This window comes from Dyadobacter sandarakinus (assembly GCF_016894445.1).
In the GTDB taxonomy this organism is placed as follows: Bacteria; Bacteroidota; Bacteroidia; order Cytophagales; family Spirosomataceae; genus Dyadobacter; species Dyadobacter sandarakinus.
The window spans coordinates 3,541,576-3,562,593 of the sequence record NZ_CP056775.1 but is presented as its reverse complement, the minus strand read 5'-3'; the positions used below and the strand labels follow the sequence as shown (position 1 = coordinate 3,562,593).

15 protein-coding genes are annotated in these 21,018 nt (G+C 49.4%); 10 read left to right on the top strand and 5 right to left on the bottom strand.

Translation table 11 applies throughout. The features are described 5' to 3' along the window. Positions 1-118 precede the first annotated feature (118 nt). On the bottom strand, positions 119-2,377 hold the full coding sequence (locus tag HWI92_RS14385; protein WP_204656311.1) for a TonB-dependent receptor: 2,259 nt from the start codon (positions 2,375-2,377) through the stop codon (positions 119-121). Positions 2,378-2,551: 174 nt separating this feature from the next. Here HWI92_RS14385 and HWI92_RS14380 point away from each other — a divergent pair, with 174 nt between their 5' ends. Then, positions 2,552-2,959, top strand: coding sequence for a DoxX family protein (locus HWI92_RS14380; RefSeq protein WP_204656308.1), 408 nt, complete (start codon positions 2,552-2,554; stop codon positions 2,957-2,959). Between the two features lie 40 nt (positions 2,960-2,999). Here HWI92_RS14380 and HWI92_RS14375 read toward each other — a convergent pair whose 3' ends face one another. Beyond that, positions 3,000-3,971: an aldo/keto reductase gene (locus HWI92_RS14375; RefSeq protein ID WP_204656306.1), complete on the bottom strand. Its 972-nt coding sequence runs from the start codon at positions 3,969-3,971 to the stop codon at positions 3,000-3,002. A 115-nt stretch (positions 3,972-4,086) separates the two neighbouring features. On the opposite strand from HWI92_RS14375, the gene HWI92_RS14370 reads away from it, so the two are divergent. From HWI92_RS14370 to HWI92_RS14350, 5 genes are all read left to right on the top strand, one after another. Then, a complete protein-coding gene (locus tag HWI92_RS14370; RefSeq protein ID WP_229247962.1) occupies positions 4,087-4,887 on the top strand; it encodes a M23 family metallopeptidase in 801 nt (266 codons plus the stop codon). 67 nt (positions 4,888-4,954) lie between these two features. Beyond that, positions 4,955-6,241 carry an aminotransferase class V-fold PLP-dependent enzyme gene (locus HWI92_RS14365; protein WP_204656304.1) on the top strand — a complete coding sequence of 429 codons (1,287 nt, stop codon included), beginning with the start codon at positions 4,955-4,957 and terminating at the stop codon, positions 6,239-6,241. 195 nt (positions 6,242-6,436) lie between these two features. Next, a complete protein-coding gene (locus tag HWI92_RS14360) occupies positions 6,437-7,051 on the top strand; it encodes a Cj0371 family chemotaxis-regulating polar lipoprotein (RefSeq protein WP_204656302.1) in 615 nt (204 codons plus the stop codon). 23 nt (positions 7,052-7,074) lie between these two features. Then, complete coding sequence (locus HWI92_RS14355; protein WP_204656300.1) at positions 7,075-8,247, top strand: glutathionylspermidine synthase family protein; 1,173 nt, start codon at positions 7,075-7,077, stop codon at positions 8,245-8,247. A gap of 311 nt (positions 8,248-8,558) precedes the next feature. Further along, positions 8,559-8,891: a hypothetical protein gene (locus HWI92_RS14350; RefSeq protein WP_204656298.1), complete on the top strand. Its 333-nt coding sequence runs from the start codon at positions 8,559-8,561 to the stop codon at positions 8,889-8,891. A 102-nt stretch (positions 8,892-8,993) separates the two neighbouring features. On the opposite strand, the gene HWI92_RS14345 is transcribed toward HWI92_RS14350, so the two are convergent. After that, complete coding sequence (locus HWI92_RS14345) at positions 8,994-9,335, bottom strand: cupin domain-containing protein (RefSeq protein ID WP_204656296.1); 342 nt, start codon at positions 9,333-9,335, stop codon at positions 8,994-8,996. A gap of 111 nt (positions 9,336-9,446) precedes the next feature. Here HWI92_RS14345 and HWI92_RS14340 point away from each other — a divergent pair, with 111 nt between their 5' ends. The 3 genes from HWI92_RS14340 (at position 9,447) to HWI92_RS14330 (ending at position 13,070) form a co-directional block, all read left to right on the top strand. After that, positions 9,447-10,001 carry a hypothetical protein gene (locus tag HWI92_RS14340; protein ID WP_204656294.1) on the top strand — a complete coding sequence of 185 codons (555 nt, stop codon included), beginning with the start codon at positions 9,447-9,449 and terminating at the stop codon, positions 9,999-10,001. Positions 10,002-10,436: 435 nt separating this feature from the next. Next, positions 10,437-12,791 (top strand): TonB-dependent receptor, encoded by a 2,355-nt coding sequence (locus HWI92_RS14335; protein WP_229247960.1) that lies wholly within the window; start codon positions 10,437-10,439, stop codon positions 12,789-12,791. A gap of 54 nt (positions 12,792-12,845) precedes the next feature. Continuing rightward, positions 12,846-13,070 carry a hypothetical protein gene (locus HWI92_RS14330; RefSeq protein WP_204656290.1) on the top strand — a complete coding sequence of 75 codons (225 nt, stop codon included), beginning with the start codon at positions 12,846-12,848 and terminating at the stop codon, positions 13,068-13,070. Here the strand turns inward: HWI92_RS14330 and HWI92_RS14325 are convergent, their stop codons facing one another. Further along, positions 13,071-13,454, bottom strand: a complete 384-nt coding sequence (locus tag HWI92_RS14325) for a hypothetical protein (protein WP_204656288.1) — start codon at positions 13,452-13,454, stop codon at positions 13,071-13,073. It lies immediately after the preceding gene. Positions 13,455-13,561: 107 nt separating this feature from the next. Continuing rightward, entirely contained in the window at positions 13,562-17,014 is a 3,453-nt protein-coding gene (locus HWI92_RS14320; protein ID WP_204656286.1) for a malectin domain-containing carbohydrate-binding protein, read from the bottom strand. Between the two features lie 455 nt (positions 17,015-17,469). On the opposite strand from HWI92_RS14320, the gene HWI92_RS14315 reads away from it, so the two are divergent. Next, complete coding sequence (locus tag HWI92_RS14315; protein WP_204656278.1) at positions 17,470-21,009, top strand: response regulator; 3,540 nt, start codon at positions 17,470-17,472, stop codon at positions 21,007-21,009. Positions 21,010-21,018 lie beyond the last annotated feature (9 nt).

Genomic DNA, 21,018 nt, shown 5'->3' with positions numbered 1-21,018 from the left:
AAAGATACAATCAAACATTATTCAAATCAATGAATATCAACACAATATCGACTATTGCTCTTCGAATAGTTATATAGGCACGTTTTTGTAGGTAATCTGGCGAGACGTATTGCCCTTTTTAGCGAAGCGTATATCTCAGTCCCAGAAAGCCGCGGATCCCCTGATTGGGCGCGTAAACATACGACGGGTCAAAGGTTAGCCGGTAGGGATTTTCGGGTGTTGCCACTACCTGTCCATGTGGATCAAACTGTACATTCTTATCAAATGGATCAAACGACCGGGCAATGGAATTGGCTGGGGGCGTGAAGTTTAAGAGGTTTTTGACACCACCGTAAATTTCCAGTCCGCCCGTAAATTTTTTCGTAACCTGAATATTCTGCAGCGACCAAACCGGCGACCGTGCGGCGCGCGGATCTGCTTCACTCAGCAGGGGCAAGCGCATGGGTCCGTAAATATTTCCGGTATAATCCACAGAAATCCCCGACTTGGAAAATTCATAAGTCAATGCCCATACGCCTGTGAACCTCTCGGTAAGCACAGGACGGAACCGCACGCCATGCTCACGCTGGAAATTGTCCATGTAAGTGCCGCCGGCATTTATTTTCAGCGGAAACGGGAAGTTAAAGTCCAGGTTAAGACTGACGCCCTTTGATACCGCGTATCCATCGAGGTTGTCGTAGATGATCTCGTTGGGATTGGTATCATAATCGGGTAAGATGCGATTGGTGAAATGGGTGTAAAAAACCGACGCGTCGATACCCACGAAAGCATCGCCGGTCACAATCTTCTTAATCACATTCACATTGACATTCCAGCTTTGCTCGGGATCGAGTGCTTCCTTTACAATCACCTGCCTTGATCCCGTGAGCGCAGCATGGTCTTCCGTGAAAAGGTTCACGATCCTGAACCCGCGGCCCGCATTGATCCGGATTACATCGGTTTGGTTAAACTTGTACTTGTAGGCAGCCCGGGGCGTGAAAATACTGCCATGCCTGCTGTTGTAATCGTAGCGGCCGCCAAGCAATACGGCATGTGCACCCACCCGTATTTCATCCTGCACAAAAATACCCGGCAAAAATATGCGGTCTGCATGATCACCACCGTCGGCATAGCGGGTAGCCGTGGTGTTATCATTGTAGTAGGTATAGCGAACAGGCGTACCCAAAAGAAAGTTGTGCTTTCCAACCTGTTTATCCCAAAGCAATTGGGCAAATGCAATTTTCTGATCCGCCCGGAAAGGAACCTTCCCGTAGGCTGAATTCTGGTTATGGGAGCTGAATGAATACTGGAAAGTCAGTTTATGAGGCAGCTGGTAGCTTCCGAGCAGTTCAAAACGCTTGGTATAGATGCTTTCCCCATACACCTCGTCACCTCCGCGGTGGGTCCGGTTCCAGTTCATTTGGCCGCCCCAGCGGTCTTCATAGTAGTACCGCCCGGCAATGCTCGCCTGCCGGTTTCCTTTCAGCCCAAACGACCATTTGTTAAAAAGTGAAATCCTGTTTTGTAAAGTCAGGTCCGTAAAGCCGTCACTGTTGTGGTCGGCGGGGCGCTGGTAGTTGTAGTAGCTGAGACCGAGGAGCGAGCTCGTTTTTTCTCCCGGACTAAATTTCACACCCAGGTCTACATTATAGTCCTGCCAGGTGGTACCAAATACGTCCGCAGAAAACAAGGGCGCTTTCGCCGGATTTTTTGTGATGATATTGATCAATCCCCCCACCGCTTCGGATCCGTAAAGTGTGGAGGCCGGACCTTTAACGATTTCGACACGCTCGATGAGGCTGTTGGGAATGCCCGACAATCCGTAAACGGTCGAAAGTCCGCTTACCATCGGCATACCGTCGATCAGCACCATTGTGTAGGGACCTTCGAGACCATTGATGTGAATATCGCCCGTATTGCACACATTACAGTTGAGCTGCGGTCGAACACCATTTACATAGCTGAGTCCCTCAAAAATGCTGGGGACAGGGTTTTTGTAAATAAACTTGGCGGTGATCACATCCACGGGTACGGGACTATCGAGCTTGGACACCTCCCGCATGGTACCCGAAACAACCACTTCATCCAATGCCTGCGCATCTGCTTTGAGCTCGAAATTCCTGCTCAGGTCACGGTCAATCCTGACATTTTTTTCAATAATGGGCGGAAGCGACACATAGCTGACCCTGATGGTGTACAGGCCGGCAGGTATCCCGCTAAGTGAAAATTTTCCCGTGGAGTCAGCCGTAGTTCCTGCCTGCAGCTCGGTAATATATACCGCTGCTCCGAATGCTGCATTCGCATCACCTTGCAGGGTAATGCGCCCTTTCAGTGTGAACTGCGCACTGGAATCGAAGGCTAAGAAGCTTAGTATGAACAGGGGTAAGAGTAGTTTCATAGTTTGTCAAAACATGGTTACCTAATTGGTCTCAATTGTAATTTAGGTAAATCTAAAATTTAGTATTGACAAACAAAAATATTTTTCAAGACTAGCCTTGCGGTGAAGAATCAAAGAATTGAGCAAATTTTTGTAAACTGCTCCTTTAAACTTTTTAACTATTAACCTGCTACCATGAAAAAGTTCTTGAAACCGATCAAGCTGCCTGCATCAGCAGACTGGGGTGTGCTGATCCTGAGAATCGGGATTTCATCGATGATGCTTACGCACGGCTATGCCAAGCTGGCTAACCTGCTGGCCGGCGAACACGGCTTTGCCGACCCTATCGGAATAGGGGAGGAGCTCTCGCTCATACTGACTATTTTTGCAGAGTTCGGGTGCTCCATACTTGTGCTCCTGGGCCTTTTCACAAGAGCTGCATTGATCCCGCTGATTTTTACGATGGCAGTTGTACTGCTGGTCGTACACGGCGCCGATCCGATTGACAAGAAGGAACTGGGGATCCTGTTTCTGTCGGCCTACGTGACTTTGTTTTTGACGGGGCCGGGAAGGTTTTCGGTAGATAATGGTTTGTATAAATAAAACAAAAGCGGCTCAGCATTGTGCTGAGCCGCTTTTGTTACTACTGTGACCATTCGGTAGGCGTACGGTCCCAGCGGTGTTGCCGGAGCTTTGAGGCAACTTCTGGTGAAAGCTTGCTGCCATCGCTTGCCGCCACATTTGCTTTTACGTGCGGAAGCTTGCGCATGCCCGGGATCGTCGTATGCACGTCGGGATTGTTCAGGATAAACCGTAATGCAAGTTCAGGCATGGTCATACCCCCGGGCAGATCGGCCCGCAAGGCCTCGGCGTGGTCCACGCTGGCATTCAGGTTTTCAGGAACAAAATACGTTGAGCGCCAGTCGTCCTTCGGGAATACGGTTTCTTTGGTGAGTGTGCCGGTCAGTGTACCTTCATCAAAAGGCACCCGTGCGATGACTCCGATATCCATTTGCCGGCAAAGCGGGAAAAGCTGATCTTCCGGTGCCTGGTCGAATATGTTGTAAATCACCTGTACGGCATCAATAAGCCCTGTTTTAAGCGTTTCAAGCGCATTGTTAGGTTCCCATCGGTTGATACTGATGCCCCAGGCAGCTACCTTGCCCTGCTCCGTGAGCTTTTGTACGGCTTCCTTCCACTCATCCTGCCCGGCCCAGGCATCTTCCCAAACGTGGAATTGCATGAGGTCAATTTGTTCGGTACCAAGGTTTTGCAGGCTTTTGTCTGTATACTCGATAATGTAGTCGGCCGGAAAAACTTCATCCAGCGTAAACTCGGGCCTCGACGGCCACTGGCGGTTTTTGGGCGGGATTTTGGTGGCAGCATATAGCTTCTGGCCGGCATTCCGCCGGATCAGCTCGCCCAGGATACGCTCGCTCAGACCTTCCCCATACCCCCAGGCGGTATCAAAAAAATTGACGCCCGACGCCACGGCCAGGTCGAGCGAATCATCTGTTTCTTTCCGGTCTGAGCCGGTCCAGCCAGCCAGGCCCCACATTCCGTAGCCGATCTCGCTGATGTTCCAGCCAGTTCGTCCAAATCGACGGTATTGCATGTTTGTTTTATTTAATGTGACAGGTTAAAAGTTCACCACTTTGTTTTGGTGCAGAAAAGATACATTTGCAGAATTTATTTTTGCATAAACTGACGTAAAACTTCCTCTTCTTCCAGTGAAACTTCATGAACTGTTTACAAAAGTATGGTCGATGACGGTGAGGCGGGCAGGATACATAGCTTTTATAATCAGCATTTCGGCACTGGTAAGCCAGCCGCCAGCCGCTCCCCGCATTCCGGCATTCAGTACGGCATTTTACCGCATGCAAACCGACATCCGTGACAATGTTATCTCACCCGATTCGGCCCGGAGTGCGTTTGCTGCTGTTGTAATGCAGTTGCGCGCTGCCTATCCGCGGGATACCTGCGCGCCTATCGATTCAGCCTATTTCGTATATCCGCTCCGTGGCTATTACCCGCGCGAATCCATTGGCGGGAGAGGGCGCGGCTACCGGCCCAAAGGTTTTGATCTGTTTGATATGAATGCGTCGGGAAGTCACCCCGCACACGATCTTTTTATCAAAGACGGCAACCAGGACAATCTCGACGACCGTACCTGGAAACCTGTGGATGTGCTTGCATTTACCTCCGGGGTGGTGGTCGCTACCGAAACCGGCTGGCGGTACGATAGTGAGTACCGCGGCGGCAACTGGATCTGGATTTATGACCCGTGCCTCGATGGCTTTTTTTATTATGCCCATAACAACATCGTTCAGGTGCAGCCGGGACAGTGGGTGCACGCAGGAGAAAAAATTGCTGAGGTGGGTCGGAGTGGCTACAATGCTTACAAAGAAAGGTCGCCTACGCATGTCCATTTGATGTATCTTCAGCTGGATCAAGCCGGTATGCCCGAGCCCTACAACACTTACGAATGGATGAAGCAGTCGCAGACTGTGGAGGTTTTTGACGCGGAATGATTTGGATTGAGGCTAATAATCAATAAATTGGGTCTCACTCCATTCCTATTCCGAAAACAAAATCCTTATGAACAACCGCCGGTCTTTTTTCAAAAAAACCGCTGCCCTAGGTCTGGGCGCATTCGGTTCCGACAGTCTCTTCAACCAGCTCCATTCAGAACAATTCCGGGAAGCCGAACAGCTTTGGGACGATGATAGCCAAAGCAATGAAGCATACTGGAATGTTATTCAGGATGCTTATACAGCGAGTAAAAGCGAGATAATCATCCTCAACAACGGAGGCGTTTCACCTTCGCCCCTGGTGGTACAGGAGGCGCTGGAAAAATACAACAAGGTAGCCGCGCAGGGACCATCCTATTATATGTGGCGCATCATGGACAAAGGCCGCGAGCCGTTGCGGCAGCGGCTGGCCGGGTTGGCCGGGTGTGATCCCGAGGAAATCGCCATTAACCGGAATGCTACCGAAGCGCTTAATACCGTCATTTTCGGGCTTCCGCTACAAAAAGGGGATGAGGTAATCGGCACGGTGCAGGATTATCCCAATATGATGCACGCCTACAAGCAGCGTGAAATGCGGGACGGCATTGTTTACAAACAAATATCCTTTGATTTTCCCATTGAGGACGACGACCAGATTGTAAAAGCCTACGAAGCGGCCATCACGCCACGCACCCGCATTGTGCATGTAACACATATTATCAACTGGGTCGGGCAGATCATGCCCGTGAAGAAGATCGCTCAGATGGCGCATAAAAAAGGCATTGAAGTAGTGGTAGACGGCGCACATACCTTCGGTTTGCTGGATTACAAAATTCCCGACCTTGAATGCGATTACTTCGGTACAAGCCTGCACAAGTTCCTGAGCGCGCCCGTAGGCAGCGGCATGATGTGGGTGAAAAAAGATAAAATTGAGAACATCTGGCCGCTCGTGTGCAACAGTGAGCCTAAAAGCAAAAACATCCGGAAGTTCGAAACGCTGGGTACCCGGAGCTTCTGCATTGAGCAGGCAATCGGTGAGGCGATAAACTTCCAGGAGGGAATAGGTACTCGGCGCAAGCAGGAACGCATTCATTTCCTGAAAAAATACTGGGCGGGGCAGGCGGTTCAGATTCCGGGTGTGAAGCTGCATACTTCCCTCAAACCCGAATATTCATGCGCCATCGCCGGCGTGAGTATCGATGGCATGAAGCCGGAGGAGCTGGATAGCAGGCTGATGAAAGACTACCGGATTCATGTAGTGGGAATGAACTACGCCAACATCCATTGCGTAAGGGTCACGCCGCATGTTTATACCAAAACCAGCGACCTGGACAAGCTCGTGGGTGCCCTGCGCGATATCGCCAAGAAAGCCTGAACTTTTACCCTGGCAGAGTATTTGAGCATGGTTTGTCTGCAATGGACGGCCGTGCTTTTTTTGTGAACCAAAATGCCGCTTGCAATCCGGCTGGGAGCTCTGGTCCGCACAAATCCGCCTTTTGAACCAATGCTTTGTTAACTGGCGGGAGTTCAGCCTAAATTTGATTTAAACAGGATTTAAAATCAACATGCTATGATACGAAAGGGTACATTTATTAAAACAGCAAGGGAAATCAGCGTTAGCAGTGCACTGGCCATTACGCTGCTGGCAACGCCGGTTGTACTGCCCGGGTGTTCGTCCGGCGGGGATGATGAGTCGGCTTACAGTTATGAGGAGACCTCGTACGGCAAAGGCATCAGGTCACATATCCGTGAAGTCAAGGCTGGCGAGTTTCGCATTACCGACGAAGAAAGTGTGGAGCCTGCGCAGTCAGGCGCAATTGTAACCTACCTCGACGGCCATACCGATTCACTCAGTACTACCGCTGCCAAGGCGCTCATCGACAATGAGGTCAGGACTAATCCTGGCTATGTCGGGCATCACAGCGGTCTTACGAGCATGCTGCTTTATGGTGGAATCGGTTACATGCTGGGGCGCAATGCCAATAACGGCTACATTAACTCCTACCGCGATCGCGACGGAGGTGCTACTGCCAGGGGATTTTACGCCAATCCCGATACTTACAACCGTGCGCGTACTGCCGTCAGCAATGTAAATGCTTCACGCACTACCCGTACCGTTACAGCCAGACCCAAGAGCGGAAGAAGCGGTTTCTTCGGGCGATCTTCAAGCCGCAGCGGAGGTTAAGCCGGATTTTAATACTATATAAAATGTCAATAGAACTGAAACACCTAGGCACGCATCCCGAACAAGCCCTGCGTAATGCCGGCTGGAACTGGATGCTGGGTACCGATACCCTGCCGTATGTCACCAGCGACGTGGTGGTAGTGAGCGAAGCTCAGGCAGAACGTTTTTACGAAGCTGCCAACAATCTGTACGAAATGCTTATAGAGGCTGCCCAGTACATCATTGATCACAACCTCTGGCAGGAAGCAGGCATTCCATCCAATCTGATCGATCTTATCAGATATTCCTGGGAGGATGACAGGCATGTACATCTGTACGGACGTTTTGACCTGGTGGAAACGCAGGCGGAGGCAGTAAAACTGATTGAGTTCAATGCAGATACTGCGACCTGCATTCCTGAAACAGCAGTGGTACAATGGGCTCATTTGCGCATGAACGGTCTGGATGATTCGGAGCAGTTCAACACGATTTACGAAACGCTCGTGGGCCAGTTCAGGTACATCAGAGAGGTGAATGCCGACCTGGATGCGTCCATGCTGTTTTCAACCATGCGCGATAATCCTGAGGATGATGCCAATGTGGCCATTCTGGTGGAGGCGGCCCGGGAGGCAGGCTTTGATACCGACTTTGCCTATGTGGATGAAGTGGAGTTTTCCACTGCCGAGGGTATTTACAGGCAGGATGCTGAAAATGGCAGTTTTGTGCGGTTCGACTTCTGGTTCAAGCTGGTGCCTTGGGAATACATCGGGCACGATGAGCCTGAACTAGCCGGGTTGCTGACAGAGATCATCAGGAGCCGCCGGGCTGTGGTGTTAAATCCTGCTTATACCCTGCTCTTCCAGTCCAAATACATTTTGAAAGTGGTTTGGGACCTTTTTCCGGGACATCCCCTTTTGCTTTCCGCGGATACGAACCCGGTTCATAACACAAAGTCGGTGAGCAAGGTACTTTTCGGACGGGAAGGTGCAAATGTTACAATCATGGATCAATCGGGTAGTATTACCGAGGCAGTGGAAGGGGAGTACGAAGATCAGCCGCGTATTTATCAGGAGTACACAAATTTCCCCACCGATATGGCTGGAAGCAGCTACCAGGCCGGGGTGTTCTATGCCGGCGAAGCTTGCGGACTGGGGTTCCGGCGGGGAGGCAGGATCCTTGATAATACTGCACAGTTTGTAGGCCACATCGTAGTGTAAGGCCTGCTCTGAAGAATGTACTCAGGAGAGAAAGTGCTGAATTGAAGCTGGTTGCGAACTAATTTTTGCAGGATCTGTAAAACCGGTCTTACAAATACACCGTATGCTCGCCGGTAAATAACTCAGAAAACCGTTTGATAATCCTAGTGCAAAAATGTCATCATTGCTGACCATGTTTGTACTGTTCTTGTACAAAGTAAAAATTACAATTTTTGAGGGGCGCCTGAGGCTTTTCTGGTATGAAAATTTTAGTGCAAACGTTATTAAACAAATAATTCTCCTGTAAATCCCAAATCCTTAAAATTATAATCATGATTCACGAAAAGATTTTCCAGTTAAAAAGCGGCAGAGAAGTAAAGGTAATTATCAAAGGTTATCACCTTCATGACAACCCACAGCTTAGTACTGAATATGAAATTTTGATACGCGAACCGAAGGAAAAATATTTTCGTGAGCCGATCGGCATCAACCATCCGCAATACTGGAAAATGAAGCGCATCAGCCCTCAGCAGGCTAAAACGGTACTGCTGGAATACAGTGGTATTTCGCAGCGACAGTTGAGTCTTGCCATTTCGGAGTTTAACAAGCTTGCAAATCATACTCCGCTGGTCGCGGAAACACAATATACAGCACAAGTAGCCTGAATAAGGCCTGTGTAACACACATAAAACGCTACACAATACATACAACAAGCAAATGGCGGGTAAGAACTTCGTGTTCGTACCTGCCTTTTTTGCTTTATTACGCTAAGTACGCTGCTTTTCCAGCTCGATAAAATCCTGCCGTGCGGGCGTAAAGCAATCAATCACCTTGCAGGTTGTATGTGCCACAGCAGAGTGCGGCGCATTTGAGGGAATATAAGCCGTCATGCCGCTGGTCAGTAACTTTCTTTCGCCAGCAATCTCAAATTCCAGCTCACCTTCCAGCACGTGGCACCATTGCTCATGAAAGTGACTATGCTCCGGCAGGATCGTACCCGCATCAATCGTCAGATGCCCAAACGTTTGCTGATCCGAGTGAGCCAGGGTACCATAGATTCCATCCCATATCCGGATCACTTTCCCTGCATTAAAATTAATAAAAGGCATAAGTTGCTGTTGAATAAAGCTTTGTTCATAAAATTGTTTAAAATTAAAGCAGAAAACCTGTGAGTTTTTATACTTTTGTTTCAATCTGTCACTTTTTATAATATTCAGGCATTGCGCAGGATTATTTCCATAGCACTTCTGGGGCTGCTGCTTTACAATATGGTAGGCTACTCGCTGGTTTACCTGTCGGAGCAGACACGCACGATTAGTGCTGCAGGAAACAGTTTTGTAGAGCGGGCCAGGGGATCTGAAAATATCCTGATCAAAGTGCCGGTGTCTGTTCCATATCAGAACGACTGGGCTGCACCAGAGCCGGTTCAGGGGCAGATCGAACATCATGGCCGGTTTTATCAGATGAAAAGCCAGCAGCTGATCAATGACACGCTTTATGTACAGTGTGAGTACGATCAGAATGCACGCGATAGGTTTACCGAACTGGTATCTCAGATCAATGACCAGGTGACAGGTCAGCTGCCCGACTCGCATGATGGTCAGCATTCGACGATTCTCAAAAATCTTCTTAAAGAATATATGTCTTCCGGCAGGAAGCATACTTTTTACGTGATGGAGTGGGTTCCAGCTCGCCCGGCGCCTGTTATGGCTACTCCGCTGCATGCTGCGTCACTGCACTTCAGTATGCCTTCACCTCCGCCCGACCGCGCGTAGGTAATCTCCTTTTTTACTGTTCCAGTCACTTTCAGATTTTCGGTTTGCTGCCGTGCCAGGTGCCGGCAGGCATGTCCGTATCCGGTTTTTACCGCGTTTGAATTACTTCAATCCGGCACAATTGCATCTTTTAGCCACAAAAATATTGCCGGTAAACCTGCATGGGAGCCTTCAGAGCCTCATTGCATCAATACCGCTGAAAAGAGTTTAATGTGCATCACACTATCATAGGTTAATATTTGGGCAAACGGGTTTGCCGGAGAGCGAACCCGTTTCTTTTTATTTTCTCAATGGTCAAAATGCGAGCATCCTTCCATCTTTATCAGTACCATTTGCATGAAATCATTTTGCAAACTTTTTCCTCAATCAGGGTTTTCTTTTTTAAGCATATCAGTCTTCTTCCTATTATTTGCAAATCCTGCCTGGGCACAGTGTGTGATAAAAGGTCAGGTACTTACAGAAAAAGGCCAGCCGCTGGAAGGCGTGGCGGTACATTTACAAAACACCCGCTTTGGAACGCAGACCGGCAAAGATGGCCGGTACTTGCTACAGAAATTGCCTGCCGGATCATACAGGGTAAGATTTTCAATGGTTGGTTTTGAAACACAGGAAATCAGCGCCGAGGTGAGTGAGGGCGAAAGCCTGATTTTGTCGGTATCCATCCGTGAAAGTACGCTCAGCCTGAACGAGGTCACAGTGGGCGACCGGCGCAATGTGGTACATACCGAGCGCCTCCCTGATGTACACGACCTTTTTATAGCAGCCGGTAAGAAAACCGAAGTGGTTCAGCTGGCAGGTGTTAATGGTAACATCGCAGAAAAAACCGGCCGGCAGATTTTTGCCAGGATCCCGGGCGTGTTTGTGTACGATATGGATGGAAGTGGCAATCAGATCAACATCTCAACCCGCGGCCTCGATGCGCACCGATCGTGGGAATACAACATCCGGCAGAATGGGATCATTACCAATTCAGATATGTACGGCTATCCGGCTAGCCACTACAGTCCTGCGATGGAATCAATTGAAAGAATAGAGCTGGTACGCGGCACATCGTCACTGCAATATGGGGCTCAGTTTGGCGGAATGATCAATTATGTAACAAAGCTGCCCGACACGACCAAAGCCTTTTCCTTCGAAAGCATTAACTCCGGCGGATCGTTCGGTTTGTTCAGCTCGTATAATTCTGTGGGCGGCAGGATTGGTAAAATGACGTACTCCGCATATTATCAGAAACGGCATTCAAACGGATACCGCAAAAACGCGAAGTCCGACGCACAATCACAGTTTGTGAGCATTGGCTACGATTTTTCGAAATCTTTTCGTGTAAAGGCCGAGCTGGGCAGGTCATCATACGTATACCAGATACCCGGCCCGCTCACCGATGCAATGTTTAATGCTGACCCGCGGCAATCGACCCGCTCGCGAAATTATTTTAACCCTGATATTTACATTCCCTCGATCGTATTGGACTGGCGTCTCTCAGCATCTACCCACCTCAAATTAACCAGCTCAGGAGTGTATGGCGCGCGAAACAGCGTCATGTACGATGCATTTGCCAATGTTCCCGACACGATCAATCCCGCGACCAACGGGTACAAGGCCCGCCAGGTGGACATCGATAATTTCAAAAGCTTTACCTCCGAGCTGCGGATGATTCAAACGTTTAAAATCGGCAGTGTCCGGAACACCTTATCAGCCGGGGTACAGGTTATGCGCAATCATCTCCGACGCAGGCAGCTTGGCAAAGGTACCACGGGCAGCGATTTTGATCTGAGCCTGACAGAGCCTGTTTTCGGGAGAGATTTACATATGAAAACAAAGAACATAGCACTGTTCCTGGAAAACCTGATTCAAATAACCCCGGAACTGAGCGTATCGCCCGGGCTGCGTGTGGAAAGCGGCTCGACGGATATGACCGGCGTCATCAGCTACTACGATCCATTGCATTTACCCAACCGCATCTCGCACCGCTTTCCACTTTTCGGGGTGAGTTCGCAATATCGGATCAATGCATTCAACAAGCTTTATGCAGGTGTTTCACAGGCTTACAGGCCAGTGGTTTTCAAGGATATTATTCCGGGATCGGTGTTGGAGCAGGTTGATAAAAATCTGAAAGACGCCTACGGCTATAATCTGGAAGCAGGACTGACGGGCAATCTGCGTAATTTTTTGAGGTATGATATCGGTGTTTTTCAGGTGATGATCAATCACCGGATGGGTACGGTTGGCATGCGCAATGAAAACAATGAAAGCTATTTGTTCAGAACCACCACTGGCGACAGCAAAACGCGGGGTGTAGAGGCATACATTGAGGTGGTGCCCTGGCGTGTTTATAATGGTCAAAGTCCTACTGAACTTTCTGTTTTTACGTCCACATCCTACTTTGATGCACGCTATGTACACGGAACTGCCGTGCAGAATGGTGAAAATACAACCATTGCAGGCAATCGCGTGGAGGGAGTTCCAGCCTGGATCAGCCGGAATGGCATACAGCTGGAACATAAGAAGCTCTCGCTGACCGCCCAGTTCAGCTACGTGAGCTCCAATTATGCCAATTCGTTAAATACGGAGACGCCATCGGTCAACGGGACAATCGGGAAAGTTCCTGGTTACGGACTATGGGACCTGAATGGTACTTTCCACTTCAATCGAAATTATACGCTTCGCATGGGCGTGAACAACATCGCCAATAAGCAATATTTTACCAAACGTCCGACCATGTATCCGGGTGCGGGAGTGTGGAGTTCGGATGGGCGCAGCTTTAATGTGTCTTTCGGAATCAAAATCTGAATACCGTACTGGATTGGTTTTTGCAGCAATTTTGTCAAACAAAACTGTAAGAAAATGAGTAATCAAACACTTCCGGACGATCAGCGTCTGATACTGTTTACCGATCTGACGCAAACAGAAAGAGAAGGCTTTTACAGCGATGATCTGGGCCTGTTTGTAGAAGCAACCGGCAACAGTGCTCATGATCGTACCGGCAAAACATTCGGTCCCGGTGAAGTAACCTCCTGGAAATACATAGAGGATAATTCCCGTAACTCCGACTTCATGGTCATTTTTTAGTTATAAGCTGCTTGCCGGCTGCTCAGGATTTTGCTGAGGCGAAAGGATATGTACATGCTCCGGGTGACAGGGGTCAAACGCTACACGGATATGGTTACCGGCAAATAGGGTTGGCCATTCAAGGCAGGTTGATTCATAAACAAACCTGATCTCATGAGGCTCGCCTTTTTCGGGAAAAATCAGGACGCGCAGCCAGACATTGGGGGCGTGGAAAACGATAGGCCGGATGGGAAATACGTCGAGAATAATGCCGTCGAACTCACGGCCGTTCCGCAATGTATTGGCCAGGCAACGTTCCTGGCGTGCACGCATCAAGAAAATGCCGGTAAACGCTGCTGCGCAGAATAAAAGCAGGGTTGCAAGCGTATAAATAAAGTATTCCATGCATTTGAGCGTCCAATGTTCAAGCTCAAATTAGAATGCATGGTGAGGTGCAGCAATTTAAATGAGCAAACCGCAGGAGGTCGTTTATCCTGCGGTTTGCTTTTATTTTATTCTGTGATCAACAGCTTAATAGCTTCTGTGAAACCGGAAGATTGCATTTCCAGCACATACAATCCGGGTGGGAGCAGCTTGCCGGATAGATCGACACTCGCTTTTGTCTTGTTTGTTTCACGCATAATGGATCCCAAAGGGATTATTGTGCCCATTCCGCTCACCAGATTCAGTTTTACATTTCCCTGATGATTATCGGACAATGATACATGGAGTGTACCTTTTGCAGGGTTTGGATAAACGAGCGAAGCAGCGTTGCTGTGGCCTTTCTTTTCGGCAGGCAGCTTTTCGGCACTCATCCTGGCGAGGGTAGCCTCTGTTGCCGTTTCAATGATCAGCTGGGGAGGGTAGGTGCCTTTTTCTTTACTGTAAAATTCAAGGTTCCTGTTTTGTGAATCGGGATTGCGAAACAGTATACTCACCGTCTTATCACCGGCCTGCTGTGCACTGACAAAGGCAGTCACATCCAGTTCGTAATATTTGTATTGGTTATTCACATCCATATTTCCCAGAGCCGCAGCCGCAGCGGGAGCATTGTTCCAGGTAATGCCGTCTTCTGTCCAGGAGTCGGTTGTTACGGAAAATGCAGTCAGACTTACATTATCAGCATTTTCCGTATTTCTTCCATACAGGCGCAATTTCGCAGAATTTACCAGCCCGACATCCGCAAGTGAGAATTTCAGGTAGGTCGTTCTGTCATTGCTGTTGCCGGAGCCACTTTTTACATTCAATGCATTATTGCTGCCGCTATTGGTATTGGCGTAATTTCCGCTTCTTACAAATGCATCGGCAACGGGCATCAGCGTCATGGAGGAGGATGGTACTGCGGTTTGCGGTATTACTTCAATGGCAGCCAGTGAGGGCAGATTGGCAATTGCTGTGAAGTCGATATTAAGCTCACCATCTGTAACATTGACCGTGAAGGTTTCCTGAACAGCCCTGAGTGCGCCGCCGGCTTCTGCAAAAATATCATAGCTGGTTAGCTTTCGGGTATTCTCGATATCCACATTGAACAACCGGCTTCCTTCCCCTCCCTGGCCGCGATTTGGAATACCAAACCAGATTTCGGCAAAGTGCAGGATCACATTCACGGTTCCGTTTACGACCGGGATATCATAGCCGAATGCGTTGGAAGACCGCTCTGTCCGGTAAAGTACATCGTCGGTCGTATTCAGAATATCGTTTCCGCCGGGCAGGGTGCTTACGCGGTTGATACCTGTAAAGTATTGGTCTTCCATAAAAATCCTTCCGTCGGCAGCTGTAAAGTTGGCGCCACCCGCATTGATCCTGATGGCCTTTGCAGTACTTGCATTATTGACTGTGACGGTAATTTGTTCCTGGTCTGATAGCGCCGGCGAACCACTGTCTGTTACTTTCACTGCAAAGGTGTACTTGCCGGGTACAGTGGGTGTCCATGCAAATGCGCCGGTAGCTTGCTGAATGCTGGCTCCTGCCGGAGCGTTTACGAGTGAAAACACAAGTGCTTGTCCGTCTTCGTCGCTTGCCACTGCATTGAATGTCAGTTTCTGGCCTGCAACAACACTCTTATTGCCGATCACACCAAGTACCGGTGCCGTATTTGTAAGTTCCTGAGGAATCACTTCAATGGCCGATATCTTTGGCAGGTTGGCTTTGCCTGTGGTAAAGTTTATATTTAAAATGCCATCCGTAACCGTAACCGGGAATATCTCCTGAATAGGTTTCAGTGCTCCGCCTGCTTCGTCGTATATATCATAATCGGTCAGCTTGCGGGTGCCTTCTATGTCCACATTGAACATACGCTTGCCCTTGCCGCCGGCAGCTCTGTCGGGAGCACCATACCAGATTTCCGCAAAATGCAGTACCACGTTCATGGCTCCGTTACGCACGGGAATGTTGTAGCTGAATGCCTCCGAGGAACGCTCGGTGCGGTAGAGCGCGTCGTCGGTCGTATTCAGGATATCACCTGTGAAAGGTGTACCGGTACGGTCAATACCGCCATAATACTGGTCAGCGGTAAAGGTCCGGTTGCCTGATGCATTAAATGTCTGACCGCCTGAATTGATGCGGATGGCATTTACGGTTTCTTCGTCGGATACTTCCACATTTACGCAAAATGTAGCCAATGAACCCGGCTGGCTTCCAATCGCTGTGATGATGCCGGAATATTGCCCGGGTTCCAGGCCCGCAGTGTTGATCGTAACTTCGGTTTCAACACCATTCAGGTTTACGGAGCCCTGCTTGTTTTTCGTTACGGTGAGCCAGCCTGCATTGGATGTAAGCGTATAGTTGGTTGGATCCTCGATGACATACAGCAGGTTTTTTAAAACAGACTTTTGCTCGGGGGCCAGCTGCTCTGAAAAGCAGGGTACGCTGAAACCCAGCGTGCGTGCCGGCGTGCGCGGAACCTGCGCTATGTACGTTTCCTTGCGTTCATTTGCATAGGAGTCGAGCGCACCGTTGGTGATGATAAAAGAGCTTCCCACGAGCTTGGCAGACAAGCCCAGAAAGCTGCCGGGCAGGCGGTAGGCTGTCAGGTTGGACCAGCTGCCCAGACCGTTGTTGGCTTGTGGATTAAACTGGTATACCGTGTTCTGGGTGCGGTCATTTACCCCCTGGCCGGCTGTCAGAAATATTTTTCCATCTACCGCGAAAGTAGAAGCTTCGGCGTGCGAGCGGACGATAGGAAGATCGGTCAGGCGTGTCCAGGCGTCGGTAGCCGGATCATATACGTGGCATATAGGCTGGTCTAGCGCAAGGCAGTCGTGCTTGAACTGGCCGCCCAATGCATATATTTTTCCGCCCAGTGTTACATAGCTGATGTGGTTACGCGGCTCAGGCATAGGAGCCAGCTTGTTTTCCCAGGTAACTGTGGAAGGGCTCGCGAGGTATTTATCCACGTCAATGGTCAGGTGGAGCTTGGACTGATCTTCGCAAATGACCGGCCCGAAGCCGCCAAAAACGTGGATCGTGCGTCCGACGAGCGCATAGCCGCCGCCTCCGATGGGGAAGGCTTTTCCGGTTGAGGGATCAATAAGTTCAGGACCATTGGACCAGGTGTTTGTGGCAATGTCGTAGATGATCACCTGGCTGCTCACAGGTCCATGTGCGTCCACGGACCTGCCGCCGATATGCCATACTTTATTGTCAACCAGCACAACACCCTGATGTGTAATTTCCTTGCCTGCCGGAAACCGGGCAATGCTGGCCCATGAGTCGCGTGCAATATCGTAGACCTCATTGGTTTTCTCGATCACAGGATTGTCGGCAAAACCGCCAAATACGTAAAGCTTACCCTGATAAACTACATTGTTCCCCTCAGCACGCTTGGCAATTTCGTCCGCCTTGCGCGTCCATTGGGCCTGGACACCTGTAATCGTGAGCAACAAAACAGCCACCACCGTCAACCGCCGTAATAAGGGGATGAACGCAGGAGATAATAAATGGAACGTTGAGTAAAATCGGATCATAGAAAAGGGATGAATGGATGATTAAGAACTTCTTGGGAAAAGAACCGGGTAGTAAAATTTGTACTTGAATGCCAGTCGGACGTAATATTTGGGGTAATGCATTGAAATTTAGTGGCTTCACATCCTGAACCAGGGGTGTCAATTGCGGTTACAAAATGTACTGGAAGAATTCTGGAACTGGTATTTATCAGATTTCAAAGGTAGAAAATTTACACTGTCAGTGTATATACGGATAATAAGTAAATTCTGATAACTCACTTACTATCAAGTTGATCGGATAGAAATAGTTTGGATGTCACTTCTTGCGGCGATGATAAATTGTTCGTGCGGTACACGTTATACGTTTGATTTTGCCAGAAGTATTCAAGGGTATGTAGTAATAATATTTATATTGCATGTACGAGTTTAAAGTAGCTTTGTAATACTTCTTCAATTTGGTTAAACAGTTGCAAGACTTGGATCCGATACCCACTAACGAAATAGACCGGTTAAATGCCCTTTTGGGCTACCAGATACTCGATACAGAAGCAGACATTGAATTTGACAGGCTCACGCAACTCGCATCGATCGTCTGCAACGCCCCGATTTCTCTGGTATCACTGATCGATCAGAACCGGCAATGGCTCAAATCGCAGGTTGGAATGGACATCCGGGAAGCGCCCAGGGATGTGGCTTTCTGCGGATACACCATTTTAAATGACAAGCTCTTTGAAATAGAAGATGCAGCAGCCGACGTGCGTTTCAGTCAGAATCCTTATGTTACCGGCGACAGCAAAATCCGGTTTTATGCGGGACATCCGCTGACCGATCCCGATGGCCTCAACCTTGGTACGCTCTGCGTACTCGACCGCGTACCCCGGAAACTTTCAGAAAGCCAGAGAATGGCGCTGAAGCTCATCAGTGCGTCGGTGGTAGACCTGATTGTCAACCGGAGAAAAAAACAGGAAACCGAGCATTTTGAAAAGGTATTTACCCTCTCCAATGACCTGATATGCATTGCGGGAAAGGACAGGGAATTGAAAAAAGTAAATCCTGCATTTGAAAAGGTACTGGGCTGGGACAAATCCTACCTGCTTTCCACTTCATTCTTTGACCTGGTCCATCCCGAAGACCTGGCCGAGACCGAACAAGAAATCAGAAAACTAACGGCCGGCGCACCGGTGATCAATTTTTCACACCGGTTCAGGTGCAGCGATGGAGGGTACAAAATGCTGCAATGGGTAGCGACACCGGAACCCGAAACGGGCTTCCTGTTTGCCATCGCGCGGGATATCAGTGAAGAGCGGAAAAAAGAACTCATGCTTCACAGCTCGGAGCAGCGGTTCCGCTCATTTTTTGAAAATTCACAGGGGCTCATCTGCACGCACAGTCTGTCCGGTAATTTCCTGGCGATCAACAAGGCAGGGGCCGCCTCGCTGGGCTATACGCAGGAAGAGGTACTGGCCCTGACCATTTTCGACATTGTACCCGCACATTACCACGATCAGCTGAATAAATACCTGGAAACCATTGCGGAGGCAGGACAGTCGAGCGGGCTGATGCCGACGGTGCGCAAGGCAGGCGGAGAGCTTACCTGGCTTTACAGCAATGTACTTGAAAAGAATGCCGAAGGCGATTTTTACGTGATTGTCAATGCCATCGACATTACGGAGCGGCATAGCCTCGAAAAAGATCTGAAGCAAACCAAGCAGATGCTTGAACGTACCAATAAGGTCGCACGCATCGGTGCGTGGGAGCTTGATCTTTTCACCGAAAACGTATTCTGGTCGGATGTGACAAAAAGCATCCATGGTGTGACACCGGACTTTGTGCCGGACTATGCCACCGCATTGCTTTTTTATACCGATGAAAGCCGGGAGCGCCTTTCGGCTGCGGTTGCACGTACCGTAGAGCTGGGCGAGCCTTATGACCTTGAATTACAGATCATGACACCTGCTGAGCGGTTGTTGTGGGTGCGGGTGATCGGGGCTGCTGAGTTTGAGGAAGGCCGGTGTGTGCGGCTTTATGGTACCTTCCAGGACATAACCGAATCGTGCCGGCAGCGTGACGAGCTGAATGCTGCCCGCCAGCGCGCTGAGCAGGCGAGTATTTCCAAGTCCGAGTTTCTGGCCAACATGAGCCACGAGATCCGCACTCCGCTGAACGGTGTGATCGGCTTCACGGACCTGATGATGAAAACGCCTCTTAATTCGGTACAGAACCAGTATTTGTCCGTGGTCAACCAGTCGGCAAATGCATTGCTGAGCATTATCAACGATATTCTTGATTTTTCAAAAATAGAGGCAGGTAAGCTGGAACTGGATGTTGAAAAGTGCGACCTCTACCAGGCTTGCACCGAGGCGGTTGACATACTGACCTACCAGGCGCAGAAGAAAGGGCTCGAAATGCTGCTCAACTATTCAGGTACCTTGCCGCGCTTCATCTGGGCGGACGCCGTCAGGCTCAAACAGATCCTCGTAAATCTGCTGGGAAATGCAGTGAAGTTTACAGAAAAAGGGGAGATCGAGTTGAAAGTCAGTGCATTGAGCGATACTACCGGGCCTTATGTGGATTTTTTGTTTGAAGTATGGGATACCGGAATCGGTATCAAGGAAGATAAACAAGGGAAAATTTTTGAGGCATTTTCGCAGGAAGATATTTCTACCACTAAAAAATACGGCGGTACCGGCCTCGGCCTGACTATCACCAACAAGCTGCTCGGCATGATGGGGAGCAGCTTGCAGCTGAAAAGCAAGCCGGGAGAAGGAAGTTGTTTTTATTTTGAAATACAGCTAAAAGCCGAGCAGGGAGAAGCCGTCAAGTACAGCAAGGTAGGCGAAGTCAAAAAGGTGCTCATTGTAGATGACAATGAAAATCACCGCCTCATTCTGAAGAATAATCTCCTGCTGAAAAATATACTGGTGGAAGAAGCCGGTAACGGTTTTGAGGCATTGCAACTGCTCGCCAAGCAGCACCAGTTCGACGTGATCCTGATGGATTACCACATGCCGTACATGGACGGTCTGGAATGTATCCGCAAGATCAGGGAAAATTTCAGCAACAATCCTCTGGAACTCCCGATTGTCCTGCTGCACAGCACGTCTGACGACGAGCGCATCATTCGTGCCAGTGAAGAGCTGTCGATCAATAGCCGCCTGGTCAAACCCATTAAGACACAGGATCTTTTTGATTGCCTCCACCGCATCAGCCTGCAGCAGGCCGAGGTCACACAGCCGCGCGCATTGCACCATTTTGTTATGGATACGACAGATATCACTGTGCTGGTGGTTGACGATAATCCTATAAACATGTTACTTGCCCGCACGATCCTGAACCGCATTCTGCCCAATGCCGAAGTACTTGAGGCCGCCAACGGGGAAGAGGCCCTGGCGGTGTACCGCAATGCAGATATTATCCTGATGGATGTACAGATGCCCGTCCTCAACGGGTATGAGGCTACGGAGAAGATCCGGTCGATGGAGAAAGATTTTCACGTACCTATTATTGCGCTTACGGCCGGCAATGTAAAAGGCGAGAAGGAACGGTGCCTGGCTTCGGGTATGGATGATTTTGTAACGAAACCCTTTGTGGAAGAGTCACTGGTACAAATATTCCGTCTGTGGCTGAACCCGGCATCTGGCCAGCAGAAAACCCCGGTTTTGGAAGAGAAAAAACCGCTTGAAGCTCACCTGGATCTTCAGGTGCTCACCAATATGCTCGGAGACGACGAGAAAATGCTGAATAAAGTCCTGAGCGTGACGATCACCGAGCTGAAAAGTTCTTTGAATGGAATTCAGCAGCAGGTACGGGAGCGTAATCTGGAATCGCTTAAAACCTCGGGGCACAAGCTGAATGGTACTGCAATGACCGCCGGCCTGCACATGCTTTCGCAGCTGGCGTGGGAGTTTGAGCACATGGACAGCATTGACGAGTCCCGGATTATGGATCTTACACAGGCCCTGGAAGCCGAAATCGGGCTTGTACTGGGGCTGATCGAGGATACTTTGGTAGACTGATCGGGAAGC

Excerpts from the sequence above, each read along its gene's own strand:
- HWI92_RS14385 (WP_204656311.1), bottom strand. The coding sequence starts at position 2,377 with ATGAAACTACTCTTACCCCTGTTCATACTAAGCTTCTTAGCCTTCGAT.
- HWI92_RS14380 (WP_204656308.1), top strand. The coding sequence starts at position 2,552 with ATGAAAAAGTTCTTGAAACCGATCAAGCTGCCTGCATCAGCAGACTGG.
- HWI92_RS14375 (WP_204656306.1), bottom strand. The coding sequence starts at position 3,971 with ATGCAATACCGTCGATTTGGACGAACTGGCTGGAACATCAGCGAGATC.
- HWI92_RS14365 (WP_204656304.1), top strand. The coding sequence starts at position 4,955 with ATGAACAACCGCCGGTCTTTTTTCAAAAAAACCGCTGCCCTAGGTCTG.
- HWI92_RS14360 (WP_204656302.1), top strand. The coding sequence starts at position 6,437 with ATGATACGAAAGGGTACATTTATTAAAACAGCAAGGGAAATCAGCGTT.
- HWI92_RS14355 (WP_204656300.1), top strand. The coding sequence starts at position 7,075 with ATGTCAATAGAACTGAAACACCTAGGCACGCATCCCGAACAAGCCCTG.
- HWI92_RS14350 (WP_204656298.1), top strand. The coding sequence starts at position 8,559 with ATGATTCACGAAAAGATTTTCCAGTTAAAAAGCGGCAGAGAAGTAAAG.
- HWI92_RS14345 (WP_204656296.1), bottom strand. The coding sequence starts at position 9,335 with ATGCCTTTTATTAATTTTAATGCAGGGAAAGTGATCCGGATATGGGAT.
- HWI92_RS14330 (WP_204656290.1), top strand. The coding sequence starts at position 12,846 with ATGAGTAATCAAACACTTCCGGACGATCAGCGTCTGATACTGTTTACC.
- HWI92_RS14325 (WP_204656288.1), bottom strand. The coding sequence starts at position 13,454 with ATGGAATACTTTATTTATACGCTTGCAACCCTGCTTTTATTCTGCGCA.
- HWI92_RS14320 (WP_204656286.1), bottom strand. The coding sequence starts at position 17,014 with ATGATCCGATTTTACTCAACGTTCCATTTATTATCTCCTGCGTTCATC.